16 protein-coding genes and 1 riboswitch are annotated in these 20213 nt (G+C 64.8%); of the genes, 3 read left to right on the top strand and 13 right to left on the bottom strand.

What is annotated here, in order from left to right; all coding sequences use genetic code 11:
- Nucleotides 1–80: 80 nt before the first annotated feature.
- The gene (locus GWQ44_RS29660; RefSeq protein ID WP_275929013.1) at nucleotides 81–527 is read left to right on the top strand and encodes a DUF3304 domain-containing protein; all 447 of its coding nucleotides are present in this window, start codon (nucleotides 81–83) and stop codon (nucleotides 525–527) included.
- Entirely contained in the window at nucleotides 515–3148 is a 2634-nt protein-coding gene (locus tag GWQ44_RS29655) for a DUF2235 domain-containing protein (protein ID WP_275928969.1), read from the top strand. Before GWQ44_RS29660 ends, GWQ44_RS29655 begins: the two co-directional genes overlap by 13 nt.
- Nucleotides 3149–3214: 66 nt before the next feature.
- Here GWQ44_RS29655 and GWQ44_RS29650 read toward each other — a convergent pair whose 3' ends face one another.
- The 3 genes from GWQ44_RS29650 to GWQ44_RS29640 form a co-directional block, all read right to left on the bottom strand.
- Complete coding sequence (locus GWQ44_RS29650) at nucleotides 3215–3490, bottom strand: DUF3077 domain-containing protein (protein ID WP_275928968.1); 276 nt, start codon at nucleotides 3488–3490, stop codon at nucleotides 3215–3217.
- A 448-nt stretch (nucleotides 3491–3938) separates the two neighbouring features.
- The gene (locus GWQ44_RS29645; RefSeq protein WP_275928967.1) at nucleotides 3939–5342 is read right to left on the bottom strand and encodes an FAD-binding oxidoreductase; all 1404 of its coding nucleotides are present in this window, start codon (nucleotides 5340–5342) and stop codon (nucleotides 3939–3941) included.
- Nucleotides 5343–5483: 141 nt separating this feature from the next.
- Entirely contained in the window at nucleotides 5484–6878 is a 1395-nt protein-coding gene (locus GWQ44_RS29640) for a VOC family protein (RefSeq protein ID WP_275928966.1), read from the bottom strand.
- Between the two features lie 277 nt (nucleotides 6879–7155).
- Here GWQ44_RS29640 and GWQ44_RS29635 point away from each other — a divergent pair, with 277 nt between their 5' ends.
- Complete coding sequence (locus tag GWQ44_RS29635) at nucleotides 7156–8238, top strand: diguanylate cyclase (RefSeq protein ID WP_275928965.1); 1083 nt, start codon at nucleotides 7156–7158, stop codon at nucleotides 8236–8238.
- 87 nt (nucleotides 8239–8325) lie between these two features.
- On the opposite strand, the gene GWQ44_RS29630 is transcribed toward GWQ44_RS29635, so the two are convergent.
- The 10 genes from GWQ44_RS29630 to GWQ44_RS29585 form a co-directional block, all read right to left on the bottom strand.
- Nucleotides 8326–9249 (bottom strand): ABC transporter substrate-binding protein, encoded by a 924-nt coding sequence (locus GWQ44_RS29630; RefSeq protein ID WP_275928964.1) that lies wholly within the window; start codon nucleotides 9247–9249, stop codon nucleotides 8326–8328.
- Nucleotides 9242–9994, bottom strand: a complete 753-nt coding sequence (locus GWQ44_RS29625; RefSeq protein ID WP_275928963.1) for a (2Fe-2S) ferredoxin domain-containing protein — start codon at nucleotides 9992–9994, stop codon at nucleotides 9242–9244. The genes GWQ44_RS29630 and GWQ44_RS29625 overlap by 8 nt, the downstream gene beginning before the upstream one ends.
- A gap of 11 nt (nucleotides 9995–10005) precedes the next feature.
- Nucleotides 10006–11928, bottom strand: coding sequence for a TonB-dependent receptor (locus tag GWQ44_RS29620; protein ID WP_275928962.1), 1923 nt, complete (start codon nucleotides 11926–11928; stop codon nucleotides 10006–10008).
- A gap of 151 nt (nucleotides 11929–12079) precedes the next feature.
- A riboswitch (cobalamin riboswitch) is annotated at nucleotides 12080–12283 on the bottom strand.
- A gap of 110 nt (nucleotides 12284–12393) precedes the next feature.
- Nucleotides 12394–13467 (bottom strand): arginine N-succinyltransferase, encoded by a 1074-nt coding sequence (locus tag GWQ44_RS29615; RefSeq protein ID WP_047303379.1) that lies wholly within the window; start codon nucleotides 13465–13467, stop codon nucleotides 12394–12396.
- 49 nt (nucleotides 13468–13516) lie between these two features.
- A complete protein-coding gene (locus tag GWQ44_RS29610; RefSeq protein ID WP_047303381.1) occupies nucleotides 13517–14533 on the bottom strand; it encodes an arginine N-succinyltransferase in 1017 nt (338 codons plus the stop codon).
- 168 nt (nucleotides 14534–14701) lie between these two features.
- A complete protein-coding gene (locus GWQ44_RS29605) occupies nucleotides 14702–16051 on the bottom strand; it encodes an APC family permease (protein WP_047303382.1) in 1350 nt (449 codons plus the stop codon).
- 184 nt (nucleotides 16052–16235) lie between these two features.
- Complete coding sequence (locus tag GWQ44_RS29600; protein WP_016965618.1) at nucleotides 16236–16988, bottom strand: N-formylglutamate amidohydrolase; 753 nt, start codon at nucleotides 16986–16988, stop codon at nucleotides 16236–16238.
- Nucleotides 16972–18327 (bottom strand): glutamine synthetase family protein, encoded by a 1356-nt coding sequence (locus GWQ44_RS29595; protein ID WP_275928961.1) that lies wholly within the window; start codon nucleotides 18325–18327, stop codon nucleotides 16972–16974. The genes GWQ44_RS29600 and GWQ44_RS29595 overlap by 17 nt, the downstream gene beginning before the upstream one ends.
- Complete coding sequence (locus GWQ44_RS29590; RefSeq protein WP_179597036.1) at nucleotides 18324–18968, bottom strand: isochorismatase family cysteine hydrolase; 645 nt, start codon at nucleotides 18966–18968, stop codon at nucleotides 18324–18326. Before GWQ44_RS29590 ends, GWQ44_RS29595 begins: the two co-directional genes overlap by 4 nt.
- 2 nt (nucleotides 18969–18970) lie before the next feature.
- Complete coding sequence (locus tag GWQ44_RS29585) at nucleotides 18971–19825, bottom strand: MurR/RpiR family transcriptional regulator (protein ID WP_275928960.1); 855 nt, start codon at nucleotides 19823–19825, stop codon at nucleotides 18971–18973.
- Nucleotides 19826–20213 lie beyond the last annotated feature (388 nt).

Raw genomic sequence — 20213 nt, 5'->3', positions numbered from 1 at the left:
TTGGTGTCTTGAATATTGCTCGTGTGTGCTTGTTGGCCGCCGGCGTTTTGACAGCAAGCGCTTGCCAGTCTGAGTCGAAGATGTTGTCTGCTCCAGTGACTGGGTATAACCATACTTCGGCGGCGATCAATCGGTTTTCGGTGAATGGGGCGGGTGGGCCGAACTTGGGGGCGTATCAAGGTGGGGGTAGCCAAGTTTGCTGTGGTGTTGTTCCTCGTTATTGGGTTCCAGGATTAAAAGCTATTGTTGAGTGGGAAAAAGATCCCGATCCATATTCTTATGGGAAATGGCCGGAGCGACCATATTCTGATGCTTGGAATAAGCGAATGGCAAGGGAGAAACAAGGGTATTCACGTCACAAAGCTATTGTTGAAATTCCACAGTACGATAGTCCGGGTGATTTGAAAGTTCACTTTTTACCTTGCGATCAGGTACGTGTAACAGCTGCTGGAACGTCTCCAGGCTACCCTGGGTATCCTTACAACTATCCAATGAAAATGAAGGAGCCGAAGGTATGTCCGAAATAATAGAAAGAAATATAAAAAACCATTCAGTTGGTACACCAATTGCTCCGGTTTTTCCTTTGGATAGATGTTTGCCTAAAACCCCAAAGGAGCTTTCTGGGAATATTAAGAGCCAAAAGCGTGATGAAATTGAGTTTGATGATCAACAACGTAAAATTGTCCAGTCTAGAGGAGGCGCATACAGCGGAGCACCTTGCTGTAAGACTTTGCATGTTACATTGGCATTCGATGGGACCAATAATAACGACGAGGCTGACAGCGCTTCGAGCCCATCTTCATGTAGTAATATGGCTCGGCTTTATCATGCGAGTCTAGGGTCGGATGATACTACTCAGGAGAATGGCTATTTTAGGTATTACAGTCCGGGCGTGGGTACAGTGTTTCCGGATATTAAGGAAATGGTACCTACCGATATGGGGCTGATAGCTGCCAGTGGTGGTGAAAATCGAATCAACTGGGGCCTTACTCGATTAATCGATGCGCTCAAAAAAACCTTAACACCAGTAACTCCACTGTTACTTTTAGAGACCCAAGCTCTAGTGGAGGACATGGCTACTTGTTGGTATGGCAACGTAGCAACTTTAGGTCTATTGGAAAATGGCGAAAAAAAACGTGAAGCCGCCATGCGTCCGTATATGAATGACCTGAAAAAGCTATTAGATCAGCGAAGAGAAGTCGGGGAAAAACCCCATATCTTGGCCATGCGCCTATATGTCTATGGCTTCTCCAGAGGCGCTGCACAAGCCCGAACCTTTGCCAACTGGCTGCAAACCCTGACTCGCTGTAAAGGCAGCGATGGCGCAGTGGAGTATCGTTTTGCCGGGCTGCCGATCTCCATTGAGTTCCTTGGTATCTGCGACACGGTGGCGGCGGTGGGTATCGCCGACAGTTTTCCCTTTACCGCCGGGCATATGGATTGGGCGGACGGCACCATGCGTTTGCCTGATGAAGAGTCTGCAACTTGCATGGACACCTCCATTCCTGAGGACTGCCACTTTCTCAAGCGTTGCGTGCACTTGGTATCAGCCCATGAGCAGCGTGCCAGCTTCCCATTGGACTCGATCCGTCGTCGACCGAAAAACGCCAGTGGCCAGCGCGATACGACTCAGCCCTCCAGTTACCGTAGTGGCACCGTCGAATATCTTTACCCCGGCGTGCACTCGGATGTAGGCGGGGGTTATGCCCCTGGGGATCAGGGTAAGGCGCTTGCTGGTACCGAGCATTTGTTATCGCAGATTCCGCTGCAGCATCTTTACGCAGAGGCGTTTAAAGCGGGTGCTCCTTTACAAGTTCCAGAATTTGCATGGCGTGAGGGCATGCATGAAGAGTGGCGGAAGATGAGTAAAGACACCTTTGCTGAATTCAACGTCTCCGACCAACTCATCAAACGCTTCAACGCCTGGCAAGCCGACGCCGCTCAACACACCGGCACCCTGGAAGACATGATCGAGTGGCAACAGGCGCTGATCACCGGTTGGCGCATCGACCGTTATGCCGGAGGGGTGGAAAGGCAGCCGTTCTATCAGAATGCTCCGCCGGATATGCCCAAGGCCGAGATCGAGGCCTGGGAGGCGATCCAGGCGCGCAATGATGCCGAAACCAAGGCCGCCGCCAAAGGCAAACCGGTACCGACTTATACCGAGGCACAGGAGAAGGAGTACCAGCGCCATGTGCAGATCGTCGGTGGTGAGGAAAAGGCCAACGGCATGCGCAGGGAAAAGGTCTTCGACCCGCCCCTGGATCACCAGCAACTCAAAGGCGCCGCCGACGAGTTTCGTCATGACTACAAGCAAGAGTGGGGACTGCTCGACGACAGCATGAAGGTCGGCGGCGTTCTGGATTTGCTGCTGGGCGGTACGGTGTTCCTGGTCAACGAGGAAGACGAGGCCAAGGAGTATGCCTACCTGCACGATAAAGGCACCGAGCTTTACCGGGAGTTGTTCAGTGCACCCAATACGCCCAAATCGGGCAAGGAAGACCTGGTGGCGCTGTTCGACGAGCAGATCCACGACTCCCGCGCCTGGTTCATGAACACCTCCTGGCTGGGCCCTCGCGAGCCGTTCACTGATTACTTCCGCATTCGCCTGGTGCATTTTGACAACGAGTCGAACAAGGAGCTGTCGCTGCTGGCCACCGCCGGCCGGGTGGTGGGGGTGGCGCTGGCGCTGGCCAGTGTCGGCCTGAGCATCAAGAAGAAGGACCCGCGCATGTTGCTCGGTCTGTTCCTGCCGTCTTTGGCGCGGCCGGTGCTGGCGGGCAAGGTCGGGGTGCCGGGTTCGCCGCAAGTCAGCGCTTTCGACCCGCTGACCGGTCTGGCCTTGCCGATGCTGAGCAATCTGGATGGGCTGCGGGCCTTCACTCAATCCCCGGGGGATGTGGTCGCCCTGGTCGCGGCAATGCCGCCTCCGCCACCCTTGAACGCCAGCACCGCCACCACCCCGCAGTTGCAGAAAATCCTCGTGGCCCACCAAGCGCTGGAAGCCGCACAGGCGGCGCAGGACAAGGAGGACGCCCGCCTTGCCGGGCTATTGGCGAGCACCAACGATCAGGGCCAGCCGGCTGGCTGGCAAGACCTGCTGGCCGAGCAGGTGGGCAATCTGAAATCGTCCGGGAAGCAGGTATAGCGATGGATAACCTGAAGGGGCGGCACTCCCGGGGCCGCCCTTCGGGGGAGGAATCAGGCGCGTGCCTTACCGGGGGTTGGCCTCGGGCAACAGTGCCTGGGACAGATCATCCACCACTGCCTTGCCCATTTCGCACAGGTAGTAGGCCGGCCAGGCGTAGCGCTCGCCCTGGGGTTCCATGGCCGCGTCCAGCATGAGTTTCTTGGCGTAATAGAACAGGTTGGACGCATGTTCCAGGGCTTCGCCCACGGGTATGTCCGGGTTGACCTTGAACAGGCTTTGGTCTTTGTCGCCGCAGGGGGCGAAGGTGACGATGCCGAGGGTTTTGACGGAGGCGGTCATTGGGCACCTCCGGCGGTTTGCTGCGGGTGCTGAGGTTGGTGTCGATGGAATACGTACATGGCGTGGCTCCTTTTGCTAGAAGACGCTGCCGTTTTCGTTTCCAGGCGAAAGGGTGGCAGCTGTACGCGGGCTGGAAAACCGAGGCAAAAGGAACCCGGCAGACCCGAAGGTCTCCCACGTACAGCCGCCATGACACAAGAACGCAGGCACAAAAAAAGCGCCTGCAGTTGATGGTCTGGGCGCTGCTGTAGCGCCTTTTGCACTTGCGGGTTTCCAGGCCCGGCCGCTGATTATGCAGCGGCGGGCGAAGGATAGCGGGCAGGGTGATCGGCTGCAACGGCGTTGGCGCGCTATTGTATGACGCCTTGTGTGTGCAGGCGTTTACCGCCGACGCGGGTGCTGGCTCTTCAACCAATTTCCATCGAACCCTGTCCTGGCACTCAAAAGCTCAAGGCCGCGCGCCCACCCCATACGCATCCCACAACTTGTTGCGGAACTTGTTCTGCGGATCGACCCGGGCCTTCAGCGCGAGAAATTCCCCGGCCCGGGGATAGGCCGCGTGAAACTGCTGCGCCGTGGCGTGGATCTGGTACGGCAGGTAGTAGCTGCCGCCGTGCTGGATGGCGCTGTCCACCAGGGCGCGGGTCCATTCGCCGACTTTCTCCCGTTCCTCTGGCGCGGTGCTCTGCTGGTAGTACAGCACCAGGGCGAAGACTTCGGTCTTGGCCCAGGCCAGCAGGGTGCCAGGGTCGGCCTTGGCGTGGCGGATCGACAGGTTGATCACGTTGACGTTATGCGCCCTTAAGGTCGCGCCCATTTCCTGGATGAAACTTTCCAGCTGGTCGGGGGGCACGAAGTATTCCTGCAGCACGTAGGTGCGCTGGGCCCGGGACTCGGGTTCCAGTTCGCGCACGTCGAGGCTGGCTTCGTGGTTGCGCCAGGACACTTGCGGTTTCTTCAGCACCAGGGGGTCGATCACTTCCTGGCGCAGGGTCTTGCCGCCGGGCCACTGGCTTACCACTTTCAGGGCCTTCTGTTCTTTCCAGTAGTTCTGGTCCAGGGGCGTGAGGCGCTCCTTGACCGTGACCGGCAGCTCGGTCTGGCTGTAGGACACCGCGCGCAGGGTCTGGTACTGGTCGGGGTAGAGCACGGCGTTGTGCAGGATGACCTTGGGGTTGTTGTGGATCCGGGCCTGGAAGTAGGGGCGGTAGTCGCCGAGGGGCATTTCGTCGACGCTGCGCAGCAGACGCACGTTATCGCTCAGTTGCAGGGTGGCCTGGACGATCACCCCCAAGCCGCCGTAGCCGCCGATGGCGCCGTAGAACAGCTCGCGGTTGTGCTGCGGGCTGGCCTCCACCACTTGGCCGTCGGCCAGCACCAGCTTGATGGCTTTCACCGAGCTCACCAGCGGGCCGTAGCCGATGTAGCGGCCATGGGCGTTGACGCTCAGGGCGCCGCCGACGGTGAAGTTGGCGTAGCTCTGCATGATGCTCGCGGACAGGTCGTGGGGGTCGATGTAGTCCTGCACGGCGCGCCAGGTAATGCCCGGCTGCACGGTGATTTCCTTGCGCTCTTTGGAGAAGTCGAGCACTTGGTTGAAGCCGCGCATGTCGATCTGCAGGGCGTGCTCGGTGGCGGTCTGGCCGCCCATGCTGTAGCGCCCGCCGCCTATGGCGATGGGCCCGGGGTGTTCGGCCACCTGCTGGACGATCTGCTCCAGGGTGGTGGGGCGCACCACCCGATCGACCACGATGGGGTTGAGCTGGGTGATGTCGTTGACGGTTTCTGCGGCGTGGGTGGTGAGTGCGTTGCTGAGTGCCGCGCATAAAAACAGGCCGATCGCGAATCTCATTCGCCGTGTCCATCCCTGGTGGTGGCGCGCCGCCGAAGGGGCGCAAATGGCGGCAGAATACCGCCGCGGCGGGTCCATGACCATGGGCGAACGCACCGGGAGGAGGGCGGCATCGACCCCTGGGTCGATGCCGGGCGCGGCTTACAGCGTCGGCAGGCCGAGGGTCGCGGCGCACTGCTCCAGGGAGCGCTGCTGGGTCTGGGCGTACAGCTGCAGCTCGTCGAGGGTGGCCCGACCCAGGGCGTTTTCGAAGGCCTGGCGGTTGGAGTGTTCGGCGTAGTGGCTCTGGCTGTCGTCACCCAGGTTGGACTGGAAGATCCCGGCGGCGCTCACCGGCAGGAAATCCTCATAGACCAGGGGCTCGAAACCCAGGTGTCCGGCTGCCAAGAGGGCCGGTAGGGTGGTGGGGCGCTGGGGCTCGGCGCGGGCCGCGAGCCCGGCTTCGCTGACGAAGTAGCGAAAGTACGCCAGGCCCTGTTCGCGCATGGCCGAGTGGCTGTCGGGAAATTCCCCGAAGTGCTCTTGCATCAGTTGGTTGTAGCGCTGGGCGTTGGCCTCGTTGGGGAAGTCGCCGAGGGCGTCGCGGGCGGCGTTCAGCAGGCGGTCGTAGAGTTCGCGGCCCTTGGGGGTCAGCGCCGCGCCGCGCTGTTCGATTTCGCCAAAACGCGCGCTGTGGCTGCCCTGGCTGTCGGCCTGGTCGGTGAAGGCCACGGATTCCTCCAGGGCCTTGAAGCTGGTCTGGCGCAGCAGGATCGGGCAGTCGCGGCGCGGCGGGCCTTCGATCACCGCCTTGGGGGTGATGCCGCGCGCGGGCATCAGCCGTTGCACTGCATCAATGTCCAGGGTGCGCGGGGTCAGGTGGTTGATGTGCGGGCCCTTGAACGCCACCACGTCGGCGATCAGCCGGTGCTGGGCGCTGAGGCTGGCGTACTGGGCAGCGGTCACCGTGGCGTGGTGGTGCCAGCGGAAGGTTTCCAGGGCTTCCTGGATAAAGCGCTGGGCGTCGTCTTCATCCAGCCCGCCCTCGGCCTGGGCCTGTTCAATCAGCTCCAGCACCTTGGGGGTAAAGATCTGGCGCTGGGCCAGCACCTGTTGGGCAAAGCCTCGCAGTTCGAGGTTGTCGATCAGTTCCAGGCGCAGCAGCGAGGTGAAGACCCGGAACGGGCTGACCTGCAGGGCCTGTTCATGCACCGCGCGAAAGGCCGTGGAATGCACCGGCACCCCGGCCGGGGTCAGGTCGTAGTAGCCCACCGGCTGCATGCCCATCACCGCGAACAGCCGGGCCAGGGTCGCCAGCTCGGCGGCGCTGCCGACGCGGATCGCGCCGTGGCGCTCCAGGTCCAGGCGCTGCAGTTCGCCGCTGCGCTGCAGGTGTTGGGCAAGCGCCGGCTGCTGCTCCAGGACCTGGGCATTGACCTGGGCCACCAGGGCCATCAGGGCGCCGTAGAGGGGCACCTCCTCGCGGTACATATCCGACATCGCCCGGGAAAATCCCTGGCGGATCAGGTCAGGACTGACGAAGCGCTGGTTGCTCATGGACAGGGTTCCCGTGGCAGTGGATATCGAAGCGAGAGAGGTTCGGATCGGCCCCGATTCTGCTGGCCGGTGCCGGGGCTGACAAACGAAGTTTCCTCTGAACTTCATTCTGCAAATGAATGCATGGGGCCGGCGGGCAGATTCCCGCTCAGCGGGCCCGTCTTGAGCGGGCAGGCTGTGTACACTGATGGCGTTTTGCATCCGCGTGGCTAGACTTGCAACGGTTCAAGCTCACCTATCGCTCGCTGCATCTTTCCCATCGCTGGACGGAGGCAACTTGGCCCCTGCGCAGTACACCAGAGGCAAGGGACTGTCATTGGCCAGGAGGCTGTATAAATCGCGGATTCTGGGCCTTGGCCTGGGCTTGTTGTGCGTGGCCGCCGGGATGTGGCCGCTGCAACCGGCGCCCTGGGTCTGGGGGCTGATGCTGGGCAACGCCCTGGTCTGGCCGCACCTGGCCTATCAGTGGGCGCGCTGGTCGCGGGTGCCGTTTCGCGCCGAGTACCGCAACCTGCTGGTGGACTCCTTGCTCGGCGGGTTCTGGGTCGCGGCCATGCACTTCAATCCGCTGCCGCTGGCCACCACCCTGGGGATGATGGCGATGAACAACATCGCCCTGGGCGGGGTGCGCTTCTTTCTCGCCGGCAGCCTGGCCCAGGCCCTGGGCATCGGCCTGGGCCTTTGGCTGTTCGGCTCGTCGTTCATCGCCCAGACCACGCCGTTGCAGCTGTACGCCTGTCTGCCGATGCTGACCCTGTACCCCATGACCCTGGGCTACATCTGTTACCGGCAGGCGGCCACCCTGGGCCGGCACAAGCGTGAGCTGCTGGCCCTGAGTCGTACCGACAGCCTGACCGGGCTGCTCAATCACGGGGCCTGGAAGGACCAGCTGGAGATCGAGTTCCAGCGCTGCAAGCGCCAGGGCCGAGGCGGCGCCATCGCCCTGATCGACATTGATCACTTCAAGGCCATCAACGACACCTATGGCCATGTCGCCGGGGATGGGGTGCTGCGCCAGTTGAGCAAGATCCTCAGGCAGAACCTGCGGGCCAGCGATCAGGCCGGGCGTTATGGCGGCGATGAGTTCTGCGTGATTCTGCCGGACGTGCCCCTGGAGCAGGCCGCCGAGCGGATGGAAGCCTTGCGCGGGCGTTTTGCGAGCCTGGGGGATGAACAGAGCCCGGCCTTTCAGGTCAGCCTGAGCATTGGCCTGGCGGCCTTCAGTCCCGAGCATGGCGAAGCCATGGACTGGCTCAACGATGCCGATCAGGCCTTGTACGTGGCCAAGAGCGGCGGTCGCAACAACGTCAACTGCCATCGGCCGGAACAGCCATCGCGCAGGGTGTTGAATCCTCTGTAGTACCTGCCTCTTGTCGGGCTTGCCCGCGAAGGCGTCGGCATGTGCGCCGTGTGATTGGCGCTGTTCCGTTCGCCGGCAAGCCGGCGCCTACGGGGTGGGGTGCAGGCGCCGGGCCAGCTCCAGGGCGCTGCGGCCGCTGGCGATGCCCGGCACCAGTTGGCTGAAGGGGATGTCGATCAGCCGGTCCTCGCGCACCGCCCGCAGCCGCGACAGCACCGGGTCACGCTGCAGCAGCTGGCGTTTGCGCGTGGCCGGTGACCACAGGGCGTCCGCCAGGAGCAGCACGTCCGGGTCGTTGCTCAGCAGGGTTTCGCTGTCGACCGTCAGGCGTGGGCGGTCGATGGCAGCGAAGCTGTTGCGCGCGCCGGCGGCCTGCAGCAATACCCCGACAAAACCGCGCTGGCCCTGGCTGGCCAGGCCGTTGACCTCGCTGTCGAGGTAGAACACCGCAGGCCTGTCGCGCCCCTGATACAGGGCCGCCGCCGCGTCGAGGTCGGCCTGCTGCTCGGCGATCAGTTGCGCCGCCCGGGCGTCCTGGCGCAGCAGCCGGCCCAGGGTCAGCAGGTCGTGGCGGATATGCCCGAAGTAGTCCTCGTTGTGCCCGGCGCAGGCCGACTCCAGCAGGTAGCTGGCCACGCCAATGCCCCTCAGGCGCTGCCGGGAACTGAAGGACTCGGGGAACGCCGAGGCAAAGCCGCCCACCACCAGATCGGGCTTGAGGCTGTAGAGCACCTCCGCCGACGGGTATTGCCGGGCGATCACCGGTACGCCGTGGTAGTGCCCGTCGGCGCCGGCATCGTCGTCCAGGTAGGCCACGCCGATCAGCGACGGCCCGGCGCCCAGGGCCAGCAGCAGGTCGGCGCTGTGCTGGTTGAGGGCGACGATGCGTTGCGGCGGCGCGGCGACCTCCCAGCGCTGGCCGCAGTTTTCATAGGTGCTGGCCTGTGCTGGCGTGCCGGCCAGACCGAGCAGGAGGCCGAGCAGCGGGGCGATGGGGGTCGTTCTAGGCATCTGTCGCGCCTGCGTAAGGCGAGGGAATCAGCAGATCGGCCACCGGCGCGCCTGCCACTAGGTGTTGCTGCACCAGGCGCAGCACCTGGGCGTCGTCGCCGACCCGGTACCAGCAGCCATCCGGGTGCACCGTCAACACCGGCCCCAGGTTGCAGGGGAACTGGCAGGCGGTGCGGGTCAGCAGCACGCCACCGGGTGTCTCCATGTGCTCCAGGCGCAGCAGCTCGCGGCGCAGGGTCTTCCACAGCGCCAGGGCGCCGCGCCGCACGCAGCGCGGGCCGGTACAGAGGAACATCTGGCGGGCGTGGGGCGGCACCCGCGCCCAGTCCGGGTCGCAGGCCACCGCGTTGACCTTGTCGCAGGGCAGGTGGCGCTCGTGCTGGTCGATGCTGGCGCAGGCCAGGGCCGCGTCCAGGCCGCGGCGGCCCAGGGCCTGGGCGGTGATCCAGGGTTGCGGCGCTTGCGGGTGAGCCCGGGCCAGGCGCCCCAGTTCGTCGCGCAGCCAGTCCAGGTAGGCGCTGTCGGAGCTGGGCTCCAGGTCCACCACCAGCAGCGCCGCGCCGTTCTCGGGCAAGGGTTCGTCGAGGGCGGCCCAGAGGCTGTCGAAGCCGTCCAGGGTGTCGATCACCCGGGTGCTGGCGTCGTTGCCCCGCAGCCGATGAAGCTCGCGGCGAAACGCCTCGCCCAGGGCGCCGCTGTTCAGGCCGGGGCCGACGAACAGCACCCGTTGATAATCCTTGTGCATGGCAGTCGTCCTCAGAAGCGGTAGGTGTAGCGCACCTCGGTGGTGAAGGGGCGCCCCAGGTTGTCCACCCGCGGGTTGTTGCTGGCGATGCTGGTGCTGTAGTCGCGGTCGAAGAGGTTTTCCACCAGCAGGCTCAGGCGATGCTGCTGGGCCGTGTCGAGGTAGCGATAGGCATCGGCGTCGACCACCGAATAGTGGCCGTAGTCGATCTTCTTCGGGCTGTCGATCTGGCCGATGTAGCGGATTGCCCCGCCCACGCCCCACTGGCGGTCCACGGACTCGTAGCCCAGCCGCGTGCGGGCGAGGAAGCCGGGGATGTTGCTCAGGGTCACGCCGTTGCGCGACTCCACCAGGTTGCGGGTCATGTCCGCCTGCAGGGTCCATTGCGGGCTGAACTGCCAGCGCCCGTCGATCTCCAGGCCACGTACCTTGATCCGTCCTTGGCCATTGACCCAGTCGATGCCGTCGAGGGCGATCAGGTCGTCGATCTTGCGCTGGAACAGCGTGCCGCTGGCGTTGAAGTCGCCGGCCAGCAGGTGGCCCTGGTAGTCCAGGCCCAGCTCGGCATTCACGCTCTTTTCCGGCTTGAGGTGGCGGTTGCCTCGTTCATCCTCCTCGTTGGCGAACAGTTGCTCGGCGTTGGGCAGCTTGAAGGCGCTGCCGAACTGGCCGCGCAGTTGCCAGTGGGGCGAGAGGTCATACAGCGAGGTGAGCATGCCCACCGTGGCGCTTTCGCCGCCGCTGATCTTCTCGTGACGCACGCCGATGCTCGGGTGCCAGTCGGGCAGGGCTGCCAATACCGGGCGCAATTGAGCGTAGAGGGCGTTGGCCTGGGCGCTGTTGTCATCGATCTTGAGCACATCGTCCTGGCCCTTGAACCACTGGTTGTCGCTGCCGAACACCAGCACATGGCCGCCGTCCAGCTCGGCCTTGCCCTCGGCCTGCAGGCCCCAGTCGGTAAAGCCCCAGTAGTCGTTGTGGTTGATCACCTTGAGGCCCCCGCCTTCGGTGGTGTTGATGCGGGTGTAGCGGGTGTCCCAGTCGTTGACATGGCCTTTGACGAAGTAGCTGAAGCGCTCGCCCAGGCGCTGCTCGAAGGTCGCGGTGGCGATCTGCTGGATGCGGTCGTTGGTGGTTTTATGGTTGTTCACCGGGCGGGCGAAATCCAGGTTGGCGTCGCTGTACTGGTAGAACAGTTCCAGCCGCGAGTCGTCGGCAAAGCCCTGGATCGCCTTGGCGCCGAAGGTGGTCACGGCATAGCCGCGTTTCTTGTCCCGGGTGTTGGGGCTGTAGGCGCTGTTGCGATAGGGCTGGTAACCGTCGGAGACGTTATGGCTGACATAGGCCAGCAGGCCCAGGTCGCCCAGGCCGTTGCTGAGGATCTGCTCGGCGCGGGCATCGCCGCTCTGGCCCCGGAAGCTGTCCAGGCCCAGGTTGACCTCGCCGGAGACGTCGCGGGTCTGCGGGCTGCGGGTGACGATGTTGATCACCCCGGACACCGCCTGGGTGCCGAACAGCAGGCTCTGGCCGCCCTTGAGCACCTCGATGCGCTCGATGGCGTTGGCTGGCAGGGTGTCCAGGTACAGGCCGCCGTACAGGCGGTTGTTCAGGCGCACGCCGTCCAGCAGGATCAGGGTGTCGTCGTTGCGCCCGCCCAGCAGGGAATAGGTGCCGTAGTCGAAGGGGCCGTTTTTCGGTGCGACGTAGAGGCCCGGCACGTACATCTGCAGGACCCGGGTGATGTCGCTGCTGGGGCCGGCACGCTCGATCTGCTGGCGATCGATGATCTCCACCTTGCTGCCGTACCTGGCCATTTCGGCCACCGTGGTGGACTCCACCGAAGGGGCGGAAACCCATTGCTGCTCCAGTTTCAGCGGCGTGTCGTCCGCCAGCAGCAGGGGGCTGAACAGGCAGCCGAACAGGGCGCCGCTCATGCTGCGGCGCGGTGCACGCCAGTCGCGTGCAAGGAAAGTCTCAGGTGTTGTCATTCTTGGTCTTCTCGAAAGTGTCTTCGGGAAGCACGCAGGAGAAGGTATCGGCCACAGGCACGCGACCATACCGGCCCATGCCCGCCCACCGCAGGATTGCCAAACACAGGTTCCAGGCCGGTCTCCGGGCTGACGAGTGTGGCGGCATTCGCCTTCCCATACCTTGGGTACAGTGGCGTGTTGAATGCAGCACTCGCTTACCGTTGCGGGGGCAGCACCGGACTAGCCCTGAAGGGGCGCACCGGTTTCCCGTTTCACCTCATGCACGGCGGCATGAGGCACCTGAAACTGGGCGGCATCTGAACACTCGCACCGGCGTTCGTCAACGTCGGGCCTGGCGCCGGGTGCTTGCGGTTCAAGGGCGATGGCGGATCTGCAGCGAGTCGTGCCTGGTAACGGGCAAGGCGGTGGCTACGGCAGCGCGGCGGTTTCCGGGGTCAGGTGCCGCTGTGAGCGCCGTGTCGGCGGGGACTCGCAGGCCAGCAGCGGCACGGCGCGCACCGAGTCGCCGGGCTGCAGTTGCAGGCGCTTGGCGGTCAGGCGGTCCACCAGCAGGCAGCCGGACACCAGGCGCCCGGGCGCGGCGGTGATGCGGCAGTTCTCCAGGCGCCGGTTGTGAATCAGCCACACCGGGGCCTGCGCGTCCGGAGTGCCCACCAGCAGGGGCAGGGTCTGGCTTTCACGCACGCTGCGGATCTTCGTCACCTCGGCCTCGATCAGCGGCCCGCCGTCGAAGATGTCGATGCAGCCCTGATGGTTGAAGCCTTCGCCCCGCAGGATGTGCACCGCCTGCTCGGTGCTGTGGTGGGCCTGGCCGATGGCGGCCTGGGCGGCGGGGCTGAGCAGGCAGGTGTACAGCGGCTGGCGCGGCATGAGTTCGGCGATGAAGGGCTTGCTGCCCTGGCTGGACAGGCGATTGGCCTGCTGGAAGTCCATCTTGAAGAAGTGGCGCCCCAGGCTGTCCCAGAACGGCGACCGGCCCTGGCTGTCGAGCTGGCCCCGCAGCTCGGCCACCAGCTTGTCGCCGAACAGCTTCGGGTATTCGGCGACGAACAGCAGGCGCGCGGTGGACAGCAGGCGCCCGGCGTAGCCCTGGCGCTGGTCGTGGCGCAGGTACAGCGAGCAGAGCAGGGATTGCCCGGTCATCTCGTTGCACAGGAACAGGGTCGGGATCTGTTTTTCGATGCCCAGCTCCGGGGCGCGGCCGCGGGTGATGCCCACTCGGTAGTGGTAGCAGGGCTCGCGCAGGCCGATGGCGCCGCTCAGGCCGCAGACGCCGATCACTTGCTGGTCGTCGTCCTCCAGTACGAACAGGTAGTCGGCGTCGGCCCGTTCCACCTGATTGGCGAAGGTGCGCTGGGCCCAGCGCAGCCGATGAGCCAGGCGCTCGGGGTCGGTGGAGAGGTTGTTCAACTCGCGACCGTTGCCTTGCAGCAGCCTCAGCAGCGCCGGCAGATCGGTGACGCGGATCGGACGGACGATCATGGCACAGCTCCTTGACGCTGCCCGGGGCAGCGGTAAAACCGCGGCTGGCTCATAACGCCACCGCCCGCACCGGCTCGCCCGGTGTCAATTGCAGGGCCTGGAACATCGAGTGGTCCAGGCCGATCACGTCCCCCGGGGCTTCATCCAGGGGCACGACAATCGCGCGAAAGCCCTGCAGCCGGTCATTGCTCAGCAGCCAGTGGCGGCCCTGGCCGCTCTGCGGGCTCAGGTAGCTGGTCGCGACCCGGCTCTGAATGATCGAGCGTAGCTGGTTATGGCGTGCCTGCAGGGTCGGGCCGGCATCGAACAGGTCAACGTACTGGGTCGGCGCAAAGCCCTCGTCGACGAGGATGTCGCAGGCTTCCCGGGCCGCCGGGTGAATGCGTCCGATGCAGTCCTGGGCCGGCTGCGGCAGCATCGGGATGTACAGCGGGTACTGGGGCATCAGTTCGGCGAGAAAGCCGCGGCCCTGCAAGGCGCACAGGCGTTCGGCCTCGACATAGGGCAGGTCGAAGAAGTGCTGGCCCACCGCCGCCCAGAAGGGCGATTGGCCGGCGTCGTCGCTGTAGCCGACGATCTCGCTGATGCAACTGTCGGCAAAGCGCCAGGGGTGCGCGGCGATGAACAGCAGGCGCGCGCGGGAGGTCAGTTGCGCCTGGGGCGTGCCCGCCAATGCCGGATCGACATGGAAGCTGCGCAGCAGGGTCTGTTCGCTGAGGTCCTGGCACAGCGACAGGGTCGGCACCGCCTGCTCGATGTTCAGCTCGCGCGAGCTGCTGATGAAGGGGCGGTTGCGCAGGCTGTAGAAGGGGGTGGCAAAGCCGGCGGTGGCGAGAATGTCCGAGCAGCCGTGGAGTTGGCCGCTGTCCTGGTCCTCGAGCACCATAAAATAGTTTTCCGGACCCTGGCGGGCCTCGACCTTGGCGAAGGACGCCAGGGAGTCGAGGATCTTTTCCCGCAGGCAGGTTTCGTCATCCACCAGCGAAGTCACGCCCAGCAGGCGTGCGCCGGCCAGTCGCAGCAGTTGAGGCAGATCGGATAACGCCACCGGACGCAAGGCCAGCATGGGGGTACTCCTGTATCAAGGGCCGTTCGCCCGGGGCGAACATCGGCCAGACATCACTGTCGGTGACCACGCAGTTGCACGGCCGCGGCATCCGGCGGCCAGTCCCCGGGCGGCTCTTGGCGGCTGCGCGCGGGGTGCGCGCGACGCCATCCGGCGCCGCGCGGCAGGTTATTGCTTGAGCGGATCGGGCAGGGCGGCGCCGCTGCCCAGCTTGTTCAGCAGGAACAGGTAGACCAGCCCGGCGAGGATCCAGATGGCGCCGAGTTTCTGCGCGTCCACGCCCATGTTGTACATGATGGCGCTGACGATCACGAAGCCGATCACCGGGCAGATCAGGTGACGGATCACCTGGCCGGACTTCTGCCGGCGCCAGTAGAAATTGATCACGGTGATGTGCAGCAGCATGAAGCCGCTCAGGGCGCCGAAGTTGACCAGGGAGGTCAGGGTGTCCACCGAGTTGATGAACAGGTAGCAGATCAGCAGCGACAGCACCGCCACCAGGTAGATGCTGATGTGCGGGGTGTTGTGTTTCGGGTGGACCTTGGCCAGCACCTTGGGCAGCTTGCCGTCGCGGGCCATGCCGAACAGCAGGCGCGACACCGCGGCTTGCGAGGTGATGGCCACGGCCACGCCCCAGGCCAGCGCCGTGGCCACCCCGGTGAGGGTCGCCAGCCAGCTGCCGGCGGCCAGTTCGGCGATCTCGTAGAAGGCGGTGTCGGCGGACTTGAAGCCCATGCCGGCGGCCAGGTCGGTGGCGATCCAGGTCTGCACCACGAAGATCGCCCCCATCACCACCAGGGTGATCAGCGCGGCGCGACCGACGCTGCGGCCCGGGTCGCCCTTGACCTCTTCGGCCAGGGTCGAGATGGCGTCAAAGCCGAGGAACGACAGCACCGCGATCGACACGCCCTGCATCAGCAGGCCGAAGTGGAAGTTCTCCGGGCTGTACAGCGGCGCCAGGGTCAGCTGGCCGTTGCCGGCGCCCCCGTGCAGGGCGTTCCAGGCGTAGAACAGGAAAATCCCCAGGACCACCAGCTGCGCCAGCAGGAACAGGATGTTCATCCGCGCGGTGAAGGTGATGCCCCGCAGGTTGACGAAGGTGGCGCTGACCAGGAACGCCAGGATGAAGCCGACCTTGGGCACTTCCGGGTACAGGTGGTTGAGCGCCATGGCGGCGTAGACGTAGAGCAGCGGCGGAATCAGCAGGTAATCCAGCAGCATCAGCCAGCCGGCGAGAAAGCCCACATGCGGGTTGAGGCCGCGCTGGGCATAGGAGTAGACCGAGCCGGCGATGGGGAAGGCGCGGGCCATGGCGCCGTAGCTCAGGGCGGTGAAGACCATCGCCACCATGCCGATGATGTAGGCCAGGGGCACCATGCCCGGGGCTTCCTGGTTGACGTAACCGTAGACCCCGAACGGGGCGATGGGGATCATGAAAATCATCCCGTAGACCACCAGGTCACGCAGGCTCAGCCCGCGCTTGAGTTCCTGTTTGTAGCCGAATTCTTCAATCTCCATGAAGCGGTTCTCCTTGTAGCCAATATAAGTGGACGAAGGCGGCGCCGAGGGTCGTCATGGACTCCTCGGGCGCCGGCCTGTGTTTGAACCTGGCAGGGTTAAAGACACACCACAGCGTGTTTTCTTGTTGTCGTTGCAGTCCTGCAAATCGTCTTGTTCGCGTTCAATCCTCTTGCTATCCGGGTTACAGCAGCGGCGCCAGGCGTTCGCTCCAGCACTGCACGGCTTCGGGGCTGCGCAGCAGATCGTTGCGCACCTCGATCAGCACCGATTCCAGGCCCCGGGCATCACCGTGCACCGGCACGGTCATGTCGCTCAAGGGGTCGATTTCATAAGGCTGGTTGCCCGCCACCTTTATCGGCAGGGCCCACAAACCTTCCAGTATCCGCGCGGCGTAGGCCGTGGCGTTGCCATACAGCACGCCGACTTCCAGCGAGCGTGGCTGGCTGTAGTAGATCGGCGTGAAGCTGTGGATCCCCACCACCCGCACTTCGCGGCCGGCGGCCAGGCGCCGGTCGATGATGCGCTGCAGACGCTGGTGAAACGGCGTGAACAGCTGCTGGCGGCGGTATTCGCGGGTCGCCTCGTCCAGGTGCTGGTTGCCCGGCACCTGATAGATCTCGCTCTGCAGCGGGATGCTGTCGGGGGCGTGGCGCGGCCGGTTGAGGTCGATCAGCAGGCGCGAATAGTTGGCCGCGATCAGGGTCGCGCCCAGGGCCTGGGACAGGCTCTCGGCCAGTTCCAGGGCGCCCGGGTCCCAGGCGATGTGCTCGCGGGCCGCGACCTTGTCCAGGCCCAGGTCGTGCAGGGCCGGTGGAATGTAGTGGCTGGCGTGCTCGCACACCAGGATCAGCGGATGCTCGGAGTCTTCCCGCAGCAGGCGATAGGCCGGTTCGGTATAGAAACCGTGCTCGGCGGATTTAGTACAGGTGTCCATAGTGCTCACAGAGTTCGGCAGCGGTCAGGTGCTCGGTCAGGGACACTTCCTTTTGTTTGACGGCCAAATAGGTGCTCAGCAGTGGTTCCGGCAGAGCCTGCAGCAACTCCGTGTTGCTGCGCAGGTAATCCAGGGCCTGGGGCAGGCTGCCCGGCAGGGGCACGATGCCGCTGGCCAGGCGCTGTTCGGCGCTCAGTTCATCGGGGACCTTGTCGGTCACCGCGTTCAGCGGCAGCGTCTGTTCAATGCCCAGGCGTCCGGCGATCAGGATCACCGCCATGGCCAGGTGTGGCGAGGCGGTGGCGTCCAGGGCGCGGAACTCCAGGTTGTACTGCGGCGCCAGGGGCTTGCCGCCGATGTCCACGGTGGGGCAGATGCGCAGCGAGGCTTCGCGGTTGCGCAGGCCCAGGCAGGCGTAGGAGGCGCTCCAGTGATGGGGCTGCAGGCGCTCGTAGGACAGCGGCGTGGGCGCGGTGAAGGCGCACAGCGCCGGCAGATGCTTGAGCACCCCGGCGGCCCAGTGCTGGCCCAGGCGCGACAGGTCGTCGCCGCTGACGGCCTGGGGATCGTAGAGCAGTGGGGTGCCGTCCAGGTCCTGCAGGCTCAGGTGCAGGTGCACGCCGTTGCACACCGCGTCGGCGGCGGTCTTGGGCGCGAAGCTGATCCGCTGCCCCAGCTGCCGGGCGATTTCCCGGGTGATCTCGCGCACGTTCACCGCGCGGTCGGCGGCCGCCAGGCCCTGGGTCGGGCGGCAGGTGATTTCGTACTGCCGCTTGCCGTATTCGGGGAGGAACATTTCCGGTTCGGCGTCGGCGGCCCGCAGCGCCGCCAGCAGCCAGCCGCCAAAGGCCGCGCCCTGGCGCTGGGCTTCCAGGGAGAAGGCCAGGTGCTGGCGCTGGCCGGCGCCGGTGTCGAGGTTGAATTCATGTTCGAAGGCCGCGGTGATCTGGATGCCCAGCTCGCGGTAGCGCTCGATTTCGTTGCGCAGCAGGGTGCGCGGGCACGCGGCCCAGGGCCGGCCATCGGTTTCGCGGATATCGGCGTGGATGAAGTCCAGGGGCGGCGCCGCCGCATCCGGCCCGGGCCCGACGCTGACCCGGCTGTCCAGGTCGGGGATCAGCCGCAGGTCGCCGTAAGCGCCCCAGGGGTTGTCCTCGGCGATCAGGTCCTGGGGCGTCAGGGCGCTGTTGGCCGGCACCCAGCCGCAGCCGCCGAGCCGGTAGCGTTCCAGTTCGTCGCTGGGAAAGGAACGGCCCCGGGTCACGCCGATCAGGTCGGTGGTGACGATGCTGGTCATCGCCACCGGGGTCAGGGCCTCGATGCCCTGGCCGCGGCTCATCCGCGGATCTCCCGCAGGCGGCCGAGCACGGTGTCGGTGTCGGTGATCCAGCAGTAACCCTTGATCGCGTTGAGGCAGGCCTGGTGCCGGGCGTCGCCGTAGGTGGCGCAGGCGTCTTCCACCAGGGTCACCAGGTAGCCGCGGTCGGCGGCGTCGCGCACCGCCATGTCCACGCACTGGTCGGTGACGATCCCGGCGACGATCAGGTGGCGGGTTTCCAGGTTGCGCAGCACATAGTCGATGTTGGTGGAGTTGAACACCCCGGAAGAGGTCTTGGGCAGCACGATCTCGTTTTCCACCGGGGTCAGCTCGTCGATGATCGCCGCCTGGGGGCTGCCCTTGGGCAGGTGCATGTTCGACAGCTTGTGGTCCAGGGAGCGGTCACGGCCGTCGGCGGTCAGGCTTTCGATAAGGGTGTGCAGCACGTTTTGCCGCGCCTCGCGCACCGCGGCCAGCAGCCGTTGCTGGTTGGGGATCACCCGCTCCCGGACCCGCTTGAGAAAGGCCTCGCCCTCGGGGCCTTGCAGGTGCGGGTCGAACTGCGGTTCCAGCCAGGCGCGCTGCATGTCCACCAGCAGCAGGGCGGTGTGATCGACAACGAAGGGCAGGTCGCGGGGCGAACGGTGGGGCAGGCTGAACATCCTTATTTTTCCTCCAGCACATGGGTATCGAATTGCGCCCGCAGGGCATCGATGCCCTCCAGGCGTTGACCAAGATGGGCGCTGCGCAGCGTCAGGCAGGCGATCAGCGCCTCGACCTGGGCCAGCGCTGGCACCAGGGTGTCGAAGGGCGACAGCGATTCCACCGGGGCACTGATGATCAAGTCCGCCAGCTCCCGCAGCGGCGAGGCATAGATATCGGTGAACAGCACGACCCGGGCGTGACGCGCCTTGGCTGCGCTGGCCACCCGCAGGGCCTGGGACTGATAGCGGCGGTAGTCGAACAGCAGCACCAGGTCCTGGCGCTGGATATCGAACAGGCGATCCGGCAGCTGCGCATTGTCTTCCAGCAACAGGCAGCCGGGGCGCATCAGGCGCAGGTGGTTGAGCAGGTAGTGGGCGAGGAAACTGCTGAAGCGTCCGCCAAAGCAGTACACCTCGTGGCGATTGTCCTGCAGCCAGTCCACGAGCACGCGCACGTCTTCGGGCTGGGTCAGGGCCTGGGTGTCCTGCAGCGCGCGCTGGCTGTCCGCCAGGTAGCGGCCCCAGGTGTCGCCCTGAGCCACTTGCGCCCGGGGGCGGAGCAGGGTGCTGGGGGACCGCAGGCGGTCGTCCATGTCGCTGAGCAAGGCTTCCTGGAATTCGCCGTAGCCACTGAAACCGAGCTTTTTCACCAGCCGCACGATGGTCGGATCACTGACCCCGGCGTGTTCCGCCAGGCGCGACATCGGCCCCAGGCCGTTGCGCGGGTAGTGGTCGAGCAGCGCGCGCACCACCTTGCGTTCCGCGGGCGTCAGGTCGAGGACCGAGTCGGTGATCAGGTCTTTGAGAGAGGGCATCGGGTGCCTTGGACAGTGATGTCGGTTTTGTTTCATGAAAAGGCGAAATTGATATTTATGTAATGGACGCTACATGTCTAGTGAAAAATTGGTTGATATCGAAATGCTCTGAAATGGGGCGGGGTTGGGGTTGGGGTTTGGGTTTGGGTTTGGGTTTGGGTTGGGGATTGGGTACATATCCGTTGCTGCGGTCACGGCCACTTAGGGTTTCGCCCTTACGGCGAGTCACTTTTACCAAACGCCGTAAAAGTAACCAAAAGGGCTTGCCCCTCCATACGGCCCCTCGCTGGGGCTCGGGGTGCCCGAGCTCCGGCATTGCTCCGGGGGCCCGCCGCCAACCGGCCATCCATGGCCGGGTGGCGGCTAGCTCGGCATCCATGCCGAGCTG

Source organism: Pseudomonas sp. 3MA1 (genome assembly GCF_029237275.1).
In the GTDB taxonomy this organism is placed as follows: domain Bacteria; phylum Pseudomonadota; class Gammaproteobacteria; order Pseudomonadales; family Pseudomonadaceae; genus Aquipseudomonas; species Aquipseudomonas fluorescens_AP.
This window is presented reverse-complemented; position numbering and strand designations above follow the sequence as displayed.

What these genes read in the sequence shown, in the direction of transcription:
- GWQ44_RS29620 (WP_275928962.1), bottom strand. Translation starts at nt 11,928, where the DNA reads ATGAGCGGCGCCCTGTTCGGCTGCCTGTTCAGCCCCCTGCTGCTGGCG.
- GWQ44_RS29610 (WP_047303381.1), bottom strand. Translation starts at nt 14,533, where the DNA reads ATGCTGGCCTTGCGTCCGGTGGCGTTATCCGATCTGCCTCAACTGCTG.
- GWQ44_RS29645 (WP_275928967.1), bottom strand. Translation starts at nt 5,342, where the DNA reads ATGAGATTCGCGATCGGCCTGTTTTTATGCGCGGCACTCAGCAACGCA.
- GWQ44_RS29590 (WP_179597036.1), bottom strand. Translation starts at nt 18,968, where the DNA reads ATGTTCAGCCTGCCCCACCGTTCGCCCCGCGACCTGCCCTTCGTTGTC.
- GWQ44_RS29655 (WP_275928969.1), top strand. Translation starts at nt 515, where the DNA reads ATGTCCGAAATAATAGAAAGAAATATAAAAAACCATTCAGTTGGTACA.
- GWQ44_RS29605 (WP_047303382.1), bottom strand. Translation starts at nt 16,051, where the DNA reads ATGGAGATTGAAGAATTCGGCTACAAACAGGAACTCAAGCGCGGGCTG.
- GWQ44_RS29615 (WP_047303379.1), bottom strand. Translation starts at nt 13,467, where the DNA reads ATGATCGTCCGTCCGATCCGCGTCACCGATCTGCCGGCGCTGCTGAGG.
- GWQ44_RS29650 (WP_275928968.1), bottom strand. Translation starts at nt 3,490, where the DNA reads ATGACCGCCTCCGTCAAAACCCTCGGCATCGTCACCTTCGCCCCCTGC.
- GWQ44_RS29640 (WP_275928966.1), bottom strand. Translation starts at nt 6,878, where the DNA reads ATGAGCAACCAGCGCTTCGTCAGTCCTGACCTGATCCGCCAGGGATTT.
- GWQ44_RS29595 (WP_275928961.1), bottom strand. Translation starts at nt 18,327, where the DNA reads ATGAGCCGCGGCCAGGGCATCGAGGCCCTGACCCCGGTGGCGATGACC.
- GWQ44_RS29600 (WP_016965618.1), bottom strand. Translation starts at nt 16,988, where the DNA reads ATGGACACCTGTACTAAATCCGCCGAGCACGGTTTCTATACCGAACCG.
- GWQ44_RS29585 (WP_275928960.1), bottom strand. Translation starts at nt 19,825, where the DNA reads ATGCCCTCTCTCAAAGACCTGATCACCGACTCGGTCCTCGACCTGACG.
- GWQ44_RS29625 (WP_275928963.1), bottom strand. Translation starts at nt 9,994, where the DNA reads ATGCACAAGGATTATCAACGGGTGCTGTTCGTCGGCCCCGGCCTGAAC.
- GWQ44_RS29660 (WP_275929013.1), top strand. Translation starts at nt 81, where the DNA reads ATGTTGTCTGCTCCAGTGACTGGGTATAACCATACTTCGGCGGCGATC.
- GWQ44_RS29630 (WP_275928964.1), bottom strand. Translation starts at nt 9,249, where the DNA reads ATGCCTAGAACGACCCCCATCGCCCCGCTGCTCGGCCTCCTGCTCGGT.